Source organism: Pseudomonas furukawaii, from assembly GCF_002355475.1.
GTDB classification, from domain to species: domain Bacteria; phylum Pseudomonadota; class Gammaproteobacteria; order Pseudomonadales; family Pseudomonadaceae; genus Metapseudomonas; species Metapseudomonas furukawaii.
Window position 1 is genome coordinate 2,139,766 of the sequence record NZ_AP014862.1, and the last position, 16,460, is coordinate 2,156,225.

Below are 16,460 nucleotides of genomic sequence, written 5' to 3' on the forward strand. Positions count from 1 at the left end.
TCACCTTGGTAGAGTACGTAGTTTCCCTCGATAAGCTCGGCGTCCATGATGTTGAGCATGTGGGGGGCAAGAACGCATCCCTGGGCGAGATGATCAGCAATCTGGCTGGCGCTGGCGTTTCCGTCCCCGGTGGCTTCGCCACTACGGCCCAGGCCTACCGTGACTTCCTGGAGCAGAGTGGCCTGAACGATCGCATTCACGCCGCCCTCGACGAGCTCGATGTGGATGACGTCAACGCCCTGGCCAAGACCGGCGCGCAGATCCGCCAGTGGGTGATGGATGCCGAATTCCCCGCGCGTCTCGACGCCGAGATCCGCACCGCCTTCGCCGCCATGGCCGGTGACAACGAGAACATGGCTGTGGCCGTGCGTTCCTCCGCCACCGCCGAAGACCTGCCGGACGCCTCCTTCGCCGGCCAGCAGGAGACCTTCCTCAATATCCGTGGCGTGGACAACGTGATCCGCGCGGCCAAGGAAGTCTTCGCCTCCCTCTTCAATGACCGTGCCATCGCCTACCGTGTCCACCAGGGCTTCGACCACAAGCTGGTCGCCCTGTCCGCCGGCGTGCAGCGCATGGTGCGTTCCGAAACCGGCACCGCCGGCGTGATGTTCACCCTCGACACCGAGTCCGGCTTCCGTGACGTGGTCTTCATCACCGGCGCCTACGGCCTCGGCGAGACCGTGGTGCAGGGCGCCGTGAACCCTGACGAATTCTACGTGCACAAGCACACCCTGGAAGCCGGCCGCCCCGCGATCCTGCGTCGCAACCTGGGCAGCAAGGCGATCAAGATGGTCTACGGCGAGGAAGCCAAGGCCGGCAAGTCGGTGAAGACCGTCGAAGTCGACCGTGCCGACCGCGCGCGTTTCTGCATCACCGATGCCGAGGTCACCGAGCTGGCCAAGCAGGCGATGATCATCGAGAAGCACTACGGTCGTCCGATGGACATCGAATGGGCCAAGGACGGTGACGACGGCAAGCTCTACATCGTGCAGGCCCGCCCGGAAACCGTTAAGAGCCGCGCCAGTGCCACCGTGATGGAGCGCTACCTGCTCAAGGAGAAGGGCAAGGTCCTGGTGGAAGGCCGTGCCATCGGTCAGCGCATCGGCGCCGGTCCGGTGAAGGTGATCCACGATGTGTCCGAGATGGACAAGGTGCAGCCGGGCGACGTGCTCGTTTCCGACATGACCGACCCGGACTGGGAGCCGGTGATGAAGCGCGCCAGTGCCATCGTCACCAACCGTGGCGGCCGCACCTGTCACGCCGCGATCATCGCCCGTGAGCTGGGTATCCCGGCCGTGGTCGGCTGCGGCAATGCCACCTCCGTCCTGCAGGACGGCCAGGGCGTGACCGTTTCCTGTGCCGAAGGCGACACCGGCTTCATCTTCGAAGGCCAACTGGGCTTCGACATCCGCACCAACTCCGTGGACGCCATGCCGGACCTGCCGTTCAAGATCATGATGAACGTCGGCAACCCGGATCGCGCCTTCGACTTCGCCCAGCTGCCCAACGAGGGCGTGGGCCTGGCGCGCCTGGAGTTCATCATCAACCGCATGATCGGCGTGCACCCCAAGGCGCTGCTGAACTTCGCCAGCCTGCCCGCCGAAATCAAGGAAAGCGTCGAGAAGCGCATCGCCGGTTACAACGATCCGGTGGGCTTCTACGTCGAGAAGCTGGTGGAAGGCATCAGCACCCTGGCCGCGGCCTTCTGGCCGAAGAAGGTCATCGTGCGCCTGTCGGACTTCAAGTCCAACGAGTACGCCAACCTGATCGGCGGCAAGCTCTACGAGCCCGAGGAAGAGAACCCCATGCTGGGCTTCCGTGGTGCGTCCCGCTACATCAGCGAGTCGTTCCGTGACTGCTTCGAGCTGGAATGCCGTGCCCTGAAAAAGGTGCGCAACGAGATGGGCCTGACCAACGTCGAGATCATGGTGCCCTTCGTGCGCACCCTGGGCGAGGCGAGCCAGGTGGTCGAGCTGCTGGCCAGCAACGGCCTCAAGCGCGGCGAGAACGGCCTGAAGGTCATCATGATGTGCGAGCTGCCGTCCAACGCCCTGCTGGCCGAGGAGTTCCTGGAGTTCTTCGATGGTTTCTCCATCGGCTCCAACGACCTGACCCAGCTGACCCTGGGCCTGGACCGCGACTCCGGCATCGTCGCCCACCTCTTCGACGAACGTAACCCGGCGGTCAAGAAGCTGCTGGCCAATGCCATCGCTGCCTGCAACAAGGCTGGCAAGTACATCGGCATCTGTGGCCAGGGCCCGTCCGACCATCCGGACCTCGCCAAGTGGCTGATGGAGCAGGGCATCGAAAGCGTGTCCCTGAATCCCGACTCGGTGCTGGATACCTGGTTCTTCCTCGCGGAAGGCCAGGCCTGATCCCTCGTTCGTTGGTCGAAACGAAAAGGGCGGGTTCTTGAACCCGCCCTTTTTTGTGCAAGCGGCAATCATGCAAAGCAGTAGCGAACTCTTTCCCGTCGCGCTGATGGGCGCGGAACTTCGAGGCGACCTCACCGAGGACGTCTATCGACTCAAGCCTGGCAACAGCCCCGACCCCAGCGTCGAGCTGGTGCTCACCCGCCTCGGATGCTTCGGTGCCGGGTCCGGCGGCGTGCCGGTGATCCTGGTGCATGGCAGCTTCTCCAACCGCCGCTTCTGGTATTCGCCCAAGGGCCTGGGCCTGGGACCCTACCTGGCGCGTGCCGGGTTCGATGTCTGGATCGCCGAGATGCGCGGCCACGGTCTGTCACCGCGTAACCAGCACTACCGGCGCAATCGCGTCGCCGACTACGCGCGATACGACCTGCCGGCCATCGCGGCCTTCGTCCGCGAACAGTCTGGTCGGGCGCCGCACTGGGTGGGGCATTCCCTTGGGGGGGTCACCCTGGCGGCGGCGCTCGGTGGCCAGTATCTCGACGACGATCATGCCGCCTCGGTGGCCCTGTTCGGCAGTCAGGTCAGTCGCGTCTACTGGCCCTTGAAGGTGCCGCCGCTGGAATGGGGCGGGCGATTGTTTCTCCGGCGATTCCAGGTGTTGTCCGGCTCCTTGCTAAAGCGCGGTCCCGAGGATGAGCCCATCGGCCTGGCCATCGAGAGCCTGCGCTGGCATGGCCTGTTCGGGCGCTTCGGGGATGCCGAGCGGGATTGGTGGGCCGGCCTGGCAGACGTCAGGGTGCCGGTGCTGGCGGTGGCGGCAGCCGGCGACCATCAGGATCCGGCCTGGGCGTGCCGCAAGCTGGTGGAGCAGGTGCCCGGCGCCTACCGGCATTTCCAGCTGCTGGCGCGGTCGGAAGGCTTCAGCGAGGACTTCGGCCATATCGAGATGCTGGTGAGCAAGGCGGCCGAGCGTGAGGTCTGGCCCCTGGTGAGCCACTGGCTCGGTCGGGGATGTTTGCCCGAACGCGCGGCGGCAGACGCCCTTGTGCGCTAGGGTGGCGACCGCTGCCGTTATCCGGTTTCGGCATGGCGGGCGCTGTGTTAAAGATGGCGGGAATGCCGGGGCGGCGGAGGCTCCATGTTCGTAGCGCTCGAGCGACTGATCAATCTGGAGGATGGCTACCGGGGCAGGTTCAAGGTCCGTGGACATGAACTGCTGCTGATCGTCGTTGATCGTCAGCCAATCCTCATGGAAAATCGCTGCCCGCACCAGGGTGCGCCCTTGCACACCGGCACCCTCGACGGGGCAGTGTTGCGCTGTGCTCGCCATGGCATCGCCTTCGACCTGGCCACTGGACGCCCGGTCGACGCTTCGTGCCCGCCGTTGCGGCGTCTCGCGCTGGCCTATGACGGCGATCGCATCGGACTCGATCTGTAACCGCTATCAAGGAGAACTTCCATGCAATACGTTACCCCCGACCTGTGCGACGCCTACCCGGACCTGGTCCAGGTCGTCGAGCCGATGTTCAGCAACTTCGGTGGCCGCGATTCCTTCGGCGGCCAGATCGTCACCATCAAGTGCTTCGAAGACAATTCCGTCGTCAAGGAGCAGGTGGACCAGCCCGGCCAGGGCAAGGTGCTGGTGGTGGATGGCGGCGGTTCCCTGCGCCGCGCCCTGCTGGGCGACATGCTGGCCGAGAAGGCGGCGAAGAATGGCTGGGAAGGCATCGTCGTCTACGGCTGCATCCGTGACGTGGATGTGATCGCCCAGACCGACCTGGGCGTCCAGGCGCTGGCCAGCCACCCGATGAAGACCGACAAGCGCGGCATAGGCGACCTCAATGTCGTCGTCACCTTCGGCGGCGTCACCTTCCGCCCCGGTGAGTACCTCTATGCCGACAACAACGGCATCATCGTCTCTCCGCAGGCCCTGGAGATGCCGGCCTGATTGCCCGGGCTCTGTCCTTCAAGGAGTCTGAATGTTCGAGGAATTGAACGCTCAGTGGGGACTGGTGCATGCCTTCGTGCTCGATGGGGATGGAGGCGCCACGAGCGTATCCCGCGAGGCGCTCGAAACCCTGGCGCTCGGTCCGGGGCAGAGCCTCTGGCTGCACTGGGATCGCAGTCATCCCCTGGCACGTCGCTGGCTCCGCGAGCGCAGCGGGCTTTCCGAATTCGCCTGCGACCTGTTGCTGGAGGAGAGCACCCGGCCGCGCATGCTGGCGCTGCCCGATGACGAGTTGTTGCTGTTCCTGCGGGGCGTCAACCTGAATCCCGGAGCGGTGCCCGAGGACATGGTGTCGGTGCGCATCTTCGCCTCCGCCCGGCGCATCATCTCCCTGCGCCTGCGGCCGCTCCACGCCACCGATGAACTGATCGAGCAGTGGGGCAGGGGGACGGGACCGAGGGTCGCGTCCGAGATGCTGTTGTATCTGGCTGAACACCTGACCGACAAGGTCGACTCCCTCGTGGCGGACCTGTCGGAGTCGGTGGACGAGCAGGAGGAGGAGCTGGATAACAACCCGCGCTTCCGCCCGGACCATGACCTGATGCTGCAGATTCGTCGGCGAGCTGCCGGGCTCAAGCGCTTCCTGGCCCCCCAGCGGGATATCTACGGCCAGCTCGCCCGTAGTCGGATGCCCTGGTTTGTCGAGGATGACAGTGACTACTGGAACGAGCTCAATAACCGCCTGACCCGCTATCTGGAGGAGCTGGAACTGATCCGCGAGCGCATCGGCCTGGTGCTGGAGAGCGAGAGTCGCAGGTTGGGAGAGCGCACCAGTCGGACCATGTACCTGCTCGGCATCACCACCGGCTTCTTCCTGCCATTGAGCTTCCTGACCGGCCTGCTGGGCATGAACGTCGGTGGCATTCCCGGCAGCGAAGCCCCCTTCGGATTTCTCGCGGCCTGCGGACTGATGCTGGGGATCGCCGGCTTCCAGATCTGGTTGTTCCGCCGGTTGCGATGGCTCTGATGTGACCCGGGGCGTTCCGGGCACGTCTAGCCGACATATCCACGTGAGGTGCGCATGCACGATCCGTTCGAAGAATCCCTGCGGGACCTGCTGAAGGCTTCCCCTCAACCCGATCACGATGATGATGCCGCGCTGGGCCGTGTGCTCAAGACCGCGAATCGTCAGGTGGGGGCGGGGGATCTGTTCGGCCTCATGGGGCATTGGCTCGAGGCCCTGATGATGGCCCTCAACAACGGCTCTCCCCACCTGGCGCCCGTTTCGCGCCGCAATGCTTCCGTCCGTTCCGCAGATAAGGCTGATTGAACATGGAATTCGACCCCTGGACCCAAGGACTCGTTAACGCCATGACCTCGGTGTGGGCACCGGTGGCGGGCTTCATTCCGCGGCTGTTTGGTGCCCTGGTGGTGGTGCTGCTGGGCTTTGTCGTGGCCAAGTTGCTGGACACCCTGTTGTCCAAGCTCCTGGCGAAGGTAGGCCTGGACCGCCTGATGGCAGGTACCGGACTGACCAAGATGCTGTCCCGCGCGGGCATTCAGGTCCCGGTTTCCACCCTGATCGGCAAGATCGTCTACTGGTTCGTTCTGCTGATCTTCCTGGTGTCGGCCGCCGAATCCCTGGGGCTGGACCGCGTTTCCGCCACCCTCGACGTGCTGGCGCTCTACCTGCCCAAGGTGCTGGGTGCGGCCATCGTTCTGCTGGCGGGCGTGCTGCTGGCGCAGCTGGTCAGCGGCCTGGTGCGCGGCGCCGCTGAGGGTGTGGGCCTGGAGTACGCCCACGGCCTGGGTCGTATCGCCCAGGGCCTGGTGATCATCATCAGCATCTCCGTGGCCATCGGCCAGCTGGAGGTGAAGACCGAGCTGCTGAACAACGTGATCGCCATCGTGCTGATTTCCATCGGTCTGGCGGCGGCGCTGGCCCTGGGCCTTGGCAGCCGTGAGATCGCCGGGCAGATCCTGGCCGGCATTTACGTGCGCGAGCTGTACCAGGTTGGGCAACAAGTGAAGGTCGGTGATGTCGAAGGGTCGATCGAGGAGATCGGTACGGTGAAAACCCTACTGCTCACCGAGGACGGTGAGCTGGTGTCGGTGTCCAACCGGACTTTGCTCGATCAACAGGTGTCCAGCCGCTAACACGGCGGCTTTTCCCTGCTAATGTATGCCGCCAGACAGGGTGCGCGATCCTGCGTACCCGGCGGCTTTTGACCTGACTGTCGGCCCGACCCGTTTTGAACAAGCCCCAATCGCTTACCTTGCGTTACGACCCACGCGAGCTCTCGGACGAGGAGCTGGTGGAGCGCGCGCACGTCGAGCTGTTCCATGTCACCCGAGCCTATGAAGAGTTGATGCGACGCTATCAGCGCACCTTGTTCAACGTTTGTGCCCGATATCTGGGGAACGACCGTGACGCTGATGATGTCTGTCAGGAAGTAATGCTTAAAGTGCTCTATGGATTGAAGAACTTCGAAGGCAAGTCGAAGTTTAAGACATGGCTATATAGCATCACGTACAACGAGTGCATCACCCAGTATCGGAAAGAGCGTCGAAAGCGTCGCTTGATGGATGCGCTTAGTCTCGATCCCCTGGAAGAGGCCTCCGATGAAAAGGCGCCCAAGGTCGAGGAACGGGGCGGTCTCGAGCGATGGCTGGTGCATGTCAACCCCATTGACCGGGAGATCCTGGTGCTACGTTTTGTCGCAGAGCTGGAGTTCCAGGAAATCGCCGACATCATGCACATGGGCTTGAGTGCCACGAAGATGCGTTACAAACGGGCCCTGGATCGTTTACGCGAAAAATTTTCGGGGCTCACCGAAACTTAGTTCGGAAAAAATTATCTCTTTAGGGGGTGGCGGGTTCTGCTAGAATTGCCGCCCAAGTTGTCCGGAGATTGTTCGACAACTTACTGACCTACCAAGATGGGGATTTACGGATGAAACTGAAAAACACCTTTGGCGTAGCCGTTGGCTCTCTTGTTGCCGCCTTTTCGCTGAACGCGCTGGCTCAGGGCCAAGGCGCAGTTGAGGTGGAAGCTTTCGGTAAGCGTTACTTCACCGACAGTTCTCGCGATATCGAGAACGGCAACCTGTACGGCGGCTCCGTTGGCTACTACCTGACCGACGACGTTTCCCTGGCCCTGTCGTACGGCGAATACCACGACATGACCTCCAACGACGCCTTCGGCGCCGATGGTCACAAGGACATCAAGGGCAACCTGGCTTCCCTGGACGCCATCTACCACTTCGGCACCCCGGGTGTGGGCCTGCGTCCTTACGTTTCTGCCGGCTTCGCCCATCAGAACATCAGCAACATCCCGCCGCGCACCGGCCGTGACCACAGCACCTTTGCCAACGTCGGCACCGGCCTGAAGTACTACTTCACCGAGAACTTCTTCGCCAAGGCTAGCCTGGACGGCATGTACAACATCGATGCCAACGAAGCCGAGTGGATGGCTGGCGTGGGTGTTGGCGTGAACTTCGGTGGCTCCACCAAGCAAGCCGAGCCGGCTCCGGCCCCGGTTGCCGAAGTGTGCGCCGACAGCGACAACGACGGTGTGTGCGACAACGTCGACAAGTGCCCGGACACCCCGGCCAACGTCACTGTTGACGCCGATGGCTGCCCGGCCGTTGCCGAAGTGGTACGTGTCGAGCTGGACGTCAAGTTCGACTTCGACAAGTCCAACGTGAAAGAAGAAAGCTACGGCGACATCAAGAACCTGGCTGACTTCATGAACCAGTACCCGGCTACCACCACCACCGTTGAAGGCCACACCGACTCCGTTGGTACCGACGCCTACAACCAGAAGCTGTCCGAGCGTCGTGCCAATGCCGTTCGTGAAGTGCTGGTCAACCAGTACGGCGTAGGTGGCGAGCGCGTCAACGCTGTTGGCTACGGCGAGACCCGCCCGGTTGCCGACAACGCCACCGAAGCTGGCCGCGCCGTTAACCGTCGCGTAGAAGCTGAAGTGGAAGCCCAGGCCAAGTAATTGGTTTGAGCCTCGGAAAAACCCGGCCAAGGCCGGGTTTTTCTTTGCCCGGAGAAAAGCGCCGGGCCGCCTGGAGGTCGTCGATCGTGGCAGGCCGAGACTCATAAAAAAGCCCGGCTTTCGCCGGGCAAGCACTACTTCGCAGGAGCGAAGAGAGAATCAGGCGCTCTGCGCCATCGGCAGCACGGCCCTGGCTGCGGCCACTTCGCCGATCACCAGGATGGCCGGGCTCTTCAGGGCGAAGGCCTGGGCGTCGGCCTGCATGTGGACCAGGGTGCTGCGGCATTCACGTTGCTGGGGCAGGGAGGCATTCTCGATCATGGCCACGGGCATCCCGGGCGCCATGCCGCCGGCCAGCAACCCCTCACGGATGTCCGTCAGCCGTGCCACGCCCATGTAGATCACCAGGGTGGTGCCCGTCTGGGCCAGGGCCTGCCAGTTCAGGCTGCTGTCATCCTGGGTATGGGCGGTGACCAGGGTGACGCCGCGACTCACGCCGCGCAGGGTCAGGGGGATGCCGCAACCCGTGGCGCCCGCCAGTCCGGCGGTGATGCCGTTCACCAGTTCGCTCTCCACACCGTGCTGCGCCAGCCAGTCCGCCTCTTCCGAGCCGCGACCGAAGATGCAGGGGTCGCCACCTTTCAGGCGCACGACGCACTTGCCCTGGCGCGCGTAGCGCAGCATCAGGCGATGGATGAACGCCTGGGGCGTGGAGCGGCAGCCGCCACGCTTGCCGACACGAACCACGCGGGCATCAGGGCAATGCTCGAGGATCGCCGGATTGACCAGGTCGTCGATCATCACCACATCGGCCCGGCCAAGGGCCTTGACCGCTTTCAGCGTCAGCAGCTCGGGATCACCGGGACCCGCGCCGACCAGCCAGACTTTGCCATTCATCGAAAATCTCCAGGGCGCGCGGCGCCGGCGTAGGGTTCAGGTCCAGGCGACGACTTCGCCGGAGGCGAGTTCGATCTGCCATTCGTGAAGTGGGCAAGCACCGGGCATGCCTTGTACTTGGCCTGGATGTGGCGCATCGCCGACACCGAGCATCTCGATTCCGGCGAGCTTGAGCCGGGTTTCAGCGGGCGAGCCGAGGTAGCGGGCGAACCCCAGCATGGCCAGGTGGTTCGCGCAGACCTTGGCCTGCTCCATGACCGGTGCGACCAGGCCGTAGGAGATGCCGCGGTGGTTGGCGCACTCGCCGATGGCGTAGATACGCGGGTCGTAGGTCTGGAGTGTATCGTCCACCAGGATGCCGTGGCGGCAGGGCAGGCCCGCCGCCTCCGCCAGCGCCGTGTTGGGTGTGATGCCGGCGGCCATCACCACCAGGTCGGCGGTGATGATCTCGCCACCCTGCAACTGAACCGCGCAGACGCGGCCGTCACCGTTGTCGATCAGCTCCTCCGTGGCGGTGCCCAGGCGGAAGCGGATGCCCCTTGCCTGCAGCGCGCGCAGCAGCTTCTCGCCCGCAGGGCGTTCCAACTGCTTTTCCAGCAGCCACTCGGCCAGGTGAACCACGGTCACGTCCATGCCCCGTTGCTTGAGTCCATTGGCGGCTTCGAGGCCCAGCAGGCCGCCGCCGATCACCACGGCATGGCTGTGGCTGCGGGCGGTCTCGATCATGGCGCGGGCGCCGGCGATATCCCGATAGCCGACCACGCCGTCGAGGCGGTTGCCGGGGATGGACAGGCGGCTGGGGGTAGAGCCGGTGGCGATCACCAGGCGGTCATAGCCTGCGCAGGTGCCGTCTTCCGCGATGACCTGGCGGCGCTGGCGGTCGATCTTCACCACATTGCGGCCCAGCAGCAGTTCGATGCCGTTGTCGGTGTACCAGGCCAGGTCGTTGAGGATGATCTCTTCGAACGACTGCTCGCCCGCCAGTACCGGCGAGAGCAGGGCGCGATTGTAGTTCGGGTGGGGTTCGGCACCGAATACGGTGATCCGGTAGTGGTCGGGCGCCAGCCTCAGAACTTCCTCGAGCGTACGCACTCCGGCCATGCCGTTTCCGATCACCACCAACCTGGGTTTGTTCATGCGGGCTCTCCTGCATAACGACCGGGCAAACAAAAAAGGCGTCCCGCTGTTTCCAGCAGGACGCCTTTGTCCAAGTCCCGTTCAATCGGGAAAGTGCCGTCTCTTCGTTGAGGCGGGCGCTTTTTGTTGATTGTCGATTTCTACTCTGCAGGGCCCGTGCCAACCCGTGAACCCGCGATTCTCCGGGGGAGGGGAAGCAACGCCAGGGCTGCGGCGCCTTGTGCTGGTGCGTTGGGCCCCATCCTGGTGCGTCAGTTCGCCAGTAGCGCCACCACCAGCCCCAGGTTGAACACCATTGATGCCAGGGCCAGGCCCCGCCAGACCTTGAGGGGTTCGCGCTCGAGCAGTGGCCGTGGCCGGCTGGCGAGGGCACGACGCTCGCCTTGTTCCAGGGCCAGGAGCCATTCCTCCACGGTCTCGTAGCGGAGCTCGGGATCTGCCGTCAGTGCCCGGGCCAGGCATTCGTCCAGCCAGGGCGGCAGGTCGGGCCTGTATCGGCTGGCCGGGGTGGGGATGCCGAAGCGAGGATGCTGAAAGGCTTCCACCTCGCCGTAGGGGTAGTGCCCGGTGAGCAGGTGATACAGGGTGACGCCGGCGGCATAGAGGTCCTGTTTGGGAGAAGGTGCGTTGCCGCTGAAGGCTTCCGGGGCGATGTAGCTGGGCGTGCCGGGCAGGCTGTGGGCCTCGTCCTGGGACAGGCCGGGGCAATAGGCGAGACCGAAATCCAGTAGCCGCAACTCGCCGTCGTCCCCCCAGAGCAGGTTCTCCGGCTTGATATCGCGGTGGAGGATGTTGCGCCGATGCAGTTGCCCGAGGGCCTTGAGCAGGCGGGGGGCGATGTCCAGCCACTCCGGCAGCACCATCGGGCCGCCCTGGCGCAGGTGTTCCGCCAGGGTCTGGCCCGCGTATTCCCGCTGTACGTAGTAGAGGTGCTGGCGTTGGGGCAGCGGGTGGGCCTCGGGGAAATGACGCCCGGCTACCCGCCGGAGGAACCACTCTTCCAGCAGCAGTGCCGGTCCTGCGTCCGGCTCGCCGTGTCGGCTGGGAGGAAGCGTCTTCAGCAGCCAGCGTCGATCCTGGCTGTCTCGCACCCGGTAGACCATGGATTGGCGGGACTCGGCCAGCAGGCGCTCCACCTGCCAACCCTCGAATGCCTGGCCATCCTGCAGGCGTGGCGGCAATGGCCACTGCTCCAGTTGTGCCAGGGTATCCGCCAGCCCGGTTTCCGGCAGGCCGTCCACGCGGACCAGCAGCGCGCTGGCATTGTCCTGGCCTCCGGCCAGGTGGGCGGCGCTGACCAGGGCCTGGGCGGCGGCGGTGAGATCATTCTCGTCCTGCAGGATGCTGCGGATGCCCGCGTCGCCCAGTGCCGCCCAGACGCCGTCACTCACCAGCGCGAAGGCTTCGCCGGCCTGCAGCTCGCCGTCCAGGTAATCCACCACCAGATGCTGGTCCAGTCCCAGGGCGCGTTTCAGCACATGTTGCATGCCCGGTTGTTCCCACACGTGGTCTTCGCTCAGGCGGACGAGCTGCCGGCCATCCCAGCGATAGGCGCGGCAGTCGCCCACATGGGCCAGGGTGTAGCGGCGTCCGCGCAGCACCAGTGCAGTGAGGGTGGTGAGCAGGGGCTGTCCGCCACCGTTGGCCTGGAGCCATCGATTCTGGGCCACCAGAAGGCGGTCCAGGGATTGTGCGACGGCCCAGGTTTCCGGCGTGGAGTAGTAGTCGAGGGCCAGCGCCTGGAGCGTGGCTCGGGCGGCCAGGCCACCATCGGCGCACTGGCTGACACCATCGGCCAGGGCGAAGAGATAGCCTTTGCTGGCGGCCAGTGCCGGCGCTGGCGTCACCACCCGCAGGGCGTCCTGGTTCTCGGTACGGGGGCCGATCGCGCTGGCTTCGCCAAAGCTGAGGGTCAGGGTCATCGGGTGTTCCTGTCAGGCGAAAAGGAGCGCGGTGCGCTCCTTGTTCGGGTCTTCAACGGGGTCGACTGGCCCCGGGTTCAAACGCGGGCGGCGGTTACGGCGGCCGAGCCCCAGGTGGTGCGCCAGCGTTGCTTGACGCCGTAGAGCCCGAACCAGGCCACGATTCCCAGGCTGGCGAACAGCCAGAGGCCCAGTTGGTAGTCGCCCGTCTGCTGCTTGATGGCGCCGAGGCCCGCGGTGAGGCAGAAACCGCCGATGCCGCCGGCCATGCCGATGAGGCCGGTCATCACGCCGATCTCCTTGTGGAAGCGCTGGGGCACCAGTTGGAACACCGCGCCATTGCCAGCGCCAAGGCTGAGCATGGCTACCACGAACAGGGCCAGGGCCAGGTTGGCGCTGGAAATATGGAACCCCACGGCGGTGATGCAGATGGAGGCGACGGTGTAGACCACCAGCAGGCTGCGGATGCCTCCGATGCGGTCCGCGAAGGCGCCGCCCAGGGGGCGCATCAGGCTACCGGCGAAGACGCAGGCGGCGGTGTAGTAGCCGGCGGTCACCGGTGCCAGGCCGTACTGGTCGTGGAAGTAGCCGGGGAGGGTGCTGGCCAGGCCGAGGAAGCCGCCGAAGGTGACGCTGTAGAACAGCATGAACCACCAGCTGTCGCGGTCACCCAGTGCCTTGAGGTAATCGCCGAGGGCCTTGGGGGCCGGGCGGTTGGGGGCGTTGCGGGCGGCCAGGGTGAATATCACCAGGGTCAGGACCAGGGGGATCAGCGCCAGGCCGAAGACGTTGTTCCAGCCGTAGAGCGCTGCCAGGCCGGGGGCGAACAGGGCGGCCAGCACGGTGCCGGAGTTGCCGGCGCCGGCGATGCCCATGGCCTTGCCCTGGTGCTGCGGCGGATACCACTGGGACGCCAGGGGCAGGGCCACGGCGAAGGAGGCGCCGGCGAATCCGAGGAACAGCCCCAGCAACAGGGCTTGTTCATAGCTCTTGATGCCGAGTTGCCAGGCGACGAACAGCGCAGCGATCACCACCACCTGCCCGATGAGTCCAGCGGTCTTTGGCGAGGTGCGGTCGGCCAGCATGCCCATGATGAAGCGCAGCACCGCGCCGGCCAGGATTGGGGTCGCCACCATCATGGCCCGTTGCTGGGTGCTGAGCTGGAGGTCGGCGGCAATCTGGACGCCCAGGGGGCCGAGGACGTACCAGACCATGAAGCTCAGGTCGAAATAGAGGAAGGCGGAAAACAGGGTGGGCGTGTGGCCGGCTTTCCAGAAACTCGTTGTCATCGAACACCTCATCTGCAGTTAGGGGCCGGGAAGTGCGCACGCCCTGTTCGTGGTCACGGCGGTCGCACCTCCCGGTAAAACGTCGCGCTCGTGGCGCTCCGTCCTGCGGCCGGAGCCGCAGCGGGATTGAGTGAGCTGCAAGCGAACGTCCGGGTCGCGGTCCGTCCACCGCCCCATCGCTGGGGCCGAAACGAAAAAGGCGTCGCACCACCTGTCGCATTGCTGCGAAGTGACGCGACGCCTTTGTCGTGTAAGGGGGCAACCGCCTTTGGTTACCGTCGATGTTCCATGAGCAAGAGCCGGGCCAATCCACCGAAAGCCCCTGGCAGCGTGGGCCTGCCAGTCGAGTCGGCTGATCGGCCTGAGTCAAAACGGGGCGAAGGGGCTATCGCTTGCACCGAGACGGGGCCGGGTCAGTCCAGCCAGTTCACCCGGGGGAAGGTAGTGCGGAAGCTCTCCGGCATGGGGACCACCCGTGAATGCCGGTAGTTGAAGAAGACGAAGCCCGACTTGGCCATGGCCACCAGGGTGCCGTCGGCGGGGCGGCTGATGCGGAAGGTGATGTCGCCGCCGTATTTGTTGAAGTCCATGACGCCTACCTCGAACAGCAACTGGTCGCGGGCGTGGGCCTCGGCGCGGTAGGTGGTGGCCAGGTCGGTGACGATGATCCCGGTGCCGTCATCGGCCGTTTCGCGGATACCGAACGCATAGAGGAAGCGCGCCCGGGCCTCCGAGATCATGGAAATCATGGAGTCGTTGCCGAGGTGGTTCGCGCCGTTGATATCGGTGACGCGAACGGTCAGGTGGGTCGAGTAGCAGTACTGGTCTTCGGGGAAGTTCAGGGTCAGGCGGGCCATGGGATTCTCGAGGAGCGGGAGGCGGGCGCCGATTCTACTCTCGTCGCCGGGCATCGCCCGTCATTCCACGCCTGAATCTCAGCGGTGCAGGCTGTTCAGCCAGTAGAAGGTGACCCGGCCGCCCTCGTTGGTCGGTCCCGTGTTGTCCTGAATGTAGGCCCCGGCCTTGAAATAGAGCTGCTGCTTGCTCCAGTAGCCACTGAGTTGCCGATACAGGTTGCCGTCATCGCCCTTGCTGGTGATGCGGATGCCCAGCTTGCCCGAGGGAGTGATGCGCAGATCGTAGCCAAAGCGCTCCCCCAGATCGACGTTCTCGGCCAGGAGGATGTTCTCCACTTCCTTGTCCCCGGGGCGCTTGCGCAACAGTGCCTCGATCCGCCCATTTCCCCTCAGGTAATGGTACTGGAGCTTGAGCAATGGGTCGTTCTCACTGCCGGGCTCGTCCTTGCTGTGAATCTGGCCGATGACGATCTTGTTCCTGCTGGGCACCTGCTGTACCGAGAGGACGGCGCTGAGGTAGCTGTCGGCGCTGGCGTGATACCAGTAGGAGAGGGTCCCGTCGGCCTGGGTTTCGCGAAGTTCGGTGCGCGGATAGCTGGCGTCTTCGGTGCGCGAGCCGTTCACCGGTACCCAGAAACTGATGCTGCCATCGGCGTTGCGGCGGAAGTACTGGCTTTCATAGCCATTGTTCAGCCGGTCTGTGGTGATGAGGGTCGCCGAATCGGTTGCCGGTACGGTGAGATTCCAGGTGCTGAGATCTATCACGGGCTGTCCATATTGAGAAAAACAGGTGCAGCTTCGTGTCTGTGGCGGGCGCTAAAGTTCCGGATCGGGCAGAGGATTTCGAGGTACTTAAGTACCTGATCGGCAGTCGGAGCGACTGGGGGGGAAGTGGTGGAAGTTGTGGCGGCGAGTTGCGATGGGAGTATGGAAACTTTCGCTTCCCTAACCCGGGCATCCCTGCCCGGTCGTCTCTTACAGGGAGGCGAGTGCGGGGCTCACTCGGGAGGGAGTGAGTGTTTCAGCACGGTTGCTCGCCCACTTCACCAGCAGCGTCATCGCAATGAAGCCGAGGCAGATGAACAGCGGGTAGGCGAACATGATTTCGCCCAGGGAGTACTTCCAGCTCAGGGGACGGGCAATGCCCAGCATGGCCCCATAGAACCAGGAGACACCCGAGACGACGCCCGCGAACACCGCAAGGGTCCGGGCATTCACTTCCATTTTCACCAGCGAGCCGGCCTTGGTGATGGCAGGCAGTACAGCGCTGTGGAGCAGGAAGCCGTTAACGGTCAACAGTGTAACGACCAGGAACTTGGCCTGGAGTTTGGGGTTGAGGAAATACACCGCGCCTTTGACAGAGTAGTCCAGCAGTACGATACCTATCCCTGTTACCCAGAGTGCCGCAAGTGCAAGCAGTACAGTTTTCTTCAGCGCATCAAGATGGGTTTTGTCGCTATGGGCGGGGTCGTCCTTCCCGGTGATCAATTGCTTGATCATGGCAAAGTCGCTGGTAAGTACCAGACCAATGGCCACGCAGCAAGCGATCAGGTGGGCGTAGACGACACCCATGCGCATTAATTCCATGGTTGCTTCCTGTTTGAACAGGGAAGTAATGAGATGGTACAGCTCCATGGTTTACCTCTTGTTGTACAAAGTAAGTTGGTGTGCTGATGCAGTAAGGGCACCGATTTGATTATTTACTCATGGGTCTCTTTGGACTTTGAGTAGTGGTCAGGTTGCACTTTCATATCTCTTTATAGTTCATGTCTTCATAAGCGCTCCTCCTTTATCTGAGGCGAGAAAGTTCCTGCACGTGAACTTGTGCAAATGGAATCACTCCGGACTCAAGGGGATTAAAGACATGCGCGCCATCAACCGGCCATGGCGTAAGAACGGCGCGATGAAATCAGGCTTTCATGAGAGTGGTAGAGCGCTGATTTTGTTCAAAAAATGATCTGAAAGCCGACAGACGGCTTGGACGGACGTGCCATGCAAGGGTTTGAAAACCGGAGGAAACCTTGCCAGGCGG

The 16,460-nt window shown here is 63.8% G+C and carries 15 protein-coding genes and 1 pseudogene; 9 read left to right on the forward strand and 7 right to left on the reverse strand.

The window, feature by feature from the left end; translation table 11 throughout:
• Positions 1-5 precede the first annotated feature (5 nt).
• The 9 genes from ppsA (at position 6) to KF707C_RS10015 (ending at position 8,326) form a co-directional block, all read left to right on the forward strand.
• Positions 6-2,375 carry a phosphoenolpyruvate synthase gene (ppsA, locus tag KF707C_RS09975; RefSeq protein ID WP_004422449.1) on the forward strand — a complete coding sequence of 790 codons (2,370 nt, stop codon included), beginning with the start codon at positions 6-8 and terminating at the stop codon, positions 2,373-2,375.
• A gap of 70 nt (positions 2,376-2,445) precedes the next feature.
• Entirely contained in the window at positions 2,446-3,426 is a 981-nt protein-coding gene (locus tag KF707C_RS09980) for an alpha/beta fold hydrolase (RefSeq protein ID WP_036994154.1), read from the forward strand.
• Positions 3,427-3,510: 84 nt separating this feature from the next.
• Positions 3,511-3,810, forward strand: coding sequence for a Rieske (2Fe-2S) protein (locus KF707C_RS09985; protein ID WP_004422452.1), 300 nt, complete (start codon positions 3,511-3,513; stop codon positions 3,808-3,810).
• Between the two features lie 21 nt (positions 3,811-3,831).
• Positions 3,832-4,320 carry a ribonuclease E activity regulator RraA gene (rraA, locus tag KF707C_RS09990; protein WP_004422453.1) on the forward strand — a complete coding sequence of 163 codons (489 nt, stop codon included), beginning with the start codon at positions 3,832-3,834 and terminating at the stop codon, positions 4,318-4,320.
• A gap of 31 nt (positions 4,321-4,351) precedes the next feature.
• The gene (locus tag KF707C_RS09995; RefSeq protein ID WP_004422454.1) at positions 4,352-5,347 is read left to right on the forward strand and encodes a zinc transporter ZntB; all 996 of its coding nucleotides are present in this window, start codon (positions 4,352-4,354) and stop codon (positions 5,345-5,347) included.
• Positions 5,348-5,395: 48 nt separating this feature from the next.
• The gene (locus tag KF707C_RS10000) at positions 5,396-5,650 is read left to right on the forward strand and encodes a CrfX protein (protein ID WP_172424740.1); all 255 of its coding nucleotides are present in this window, start codon (positions 5,396-5,398) and stop codon (positions 5,648-5,650) included.
• 2 nt (positions 5,651-5,652) lie between these two features.
• Complete coding sequence (locus KF707C_RS10005; protein ID WP_036994160.1) at positions 5,653-6,477, forward strand: mechanosensitive ion channel family protein; 825 nt, start codon at positions 5,653-5,655, stop codon at positions 6,475-6,477.
• A 95-nt stretch (positions 6,478-6,572) separates the two neighbouring features.
• Positions 6,573-7,163 (forward strand): RNA polymerase sigma factor SigX, encoded by a 591-nt coding sequence (gene sigX, locus KF707C_RS10010; protein ID WP_036994164.1) that lies wholly within the window; start codon positions 6,573-6,575, stop codon positions 7,161-7,163.
• Between the two features lie 110 nt (positions 7,164-7,273).
• Positions 7,274-8,326: an OmpA family protein gene (locus KF707C_RS10015; protein WP_036994166.1), complete on the forward strand. Its 1,053-nt coding sequence runs from the start codon at positions 7,274-7,276 to the stop codon at positions 8,324-8,326.
• Positions 8,327-8,485: 159 nt separating this feature from the next.
• Here KF707C_RS10015 and cobA read toward each other — a convergent pair whose 3' ends face one another.
• The 7 genes and pseudogenes from cobA to KF707C_RS10050 form a co-directional block, all read right to left on the reverse strand.
• The gene (gene cobA / locus KF707C_RS10020; RefSeq protein WP_004422463.1) at positions 8,486-9,223 is read right to left on the reverse strand and encodes a uroporphyrinogen-III C-methyltransferase; all 738 of its coding nucleotides are present in this window, start codon (positions 9,221-9,223) and stop codon (positions 8,486-8,488) included.
• 135 nt (positions 9,224-9,358) lie between these two features.
• Positions 9,359-10,360, reverse strand: a pseudogene (locus tag KF707C_RS10025) (NAD(P)/FAD-dependent oxidoreductase); the annotation flags it as partial.
• Positions 10,361-10,611: 251 nt separating this feature from the next.
• Positions 10,612-12,282 carry a bifunctional protein-serine/threonine kinase/phosphatase gene (locus KF707C_RS10030; RefSeq protein ID WP_004422465.1) on the reverse strand — a complete coding sequence of 557 codons (1,671 nt, stop codon included), beginning with the start codon at positions 12,280-12,282 and terminating at the stop codon, positions 10,612-10,614.
• Between the two features lie 77 nt (positions 12,283-12,359).
• Positions 12,360-13,571 carry a nitrate/nitrite transporter gene (locus KF707C_RS10035; RefSeq protein WP_004422466.1) on the reverse strand — a complete coding sequence of 404 codons (1,212 nt, stop codon included), beginning with the start codon at positions 13,569-13,571 and terminating at the stop codon, positions 12,360-12,362.
• A 413-nt stretch (positions 13,572-13,984) separates the two neighbouring features.
• Positions 13,985-14,428, reverse strand: a complete 444-nt coding sequence (locus tag KF707C_RS10040; RefSeq protein ID WP_004422467.1) for a thioesterase family protein — start codon at positions 14,426-14,428, stop codon at positions 13,985-13,987.
• A gap of 78 nt (positions 14,429-14,506) precedes the next feature.
• A complete protein-coding gene (locus KF707C_RS10045) occupies positions 14,507-15,193 on the reverse strand; it encodes a polysaccharide lyase family 7 protein (RefSeq protein ID WP_004422470.1) in 687 nt (228 codons plus the stop codon).
• 210 nt (positions 15,194-15,403) lie between these two features.
• Positions 15,404-16,063, reverse strand: coding sequence for a hypothetical protein (locus tag KF707C_RS10050; protein WP_036994170.1), 660 nt, complete (start codon positions 16,061-16,063; stop codon positions 15,404-15,406).
• Between the last annotated feature and the right edge of the window lie 397 nt (positions 16,064-16,460).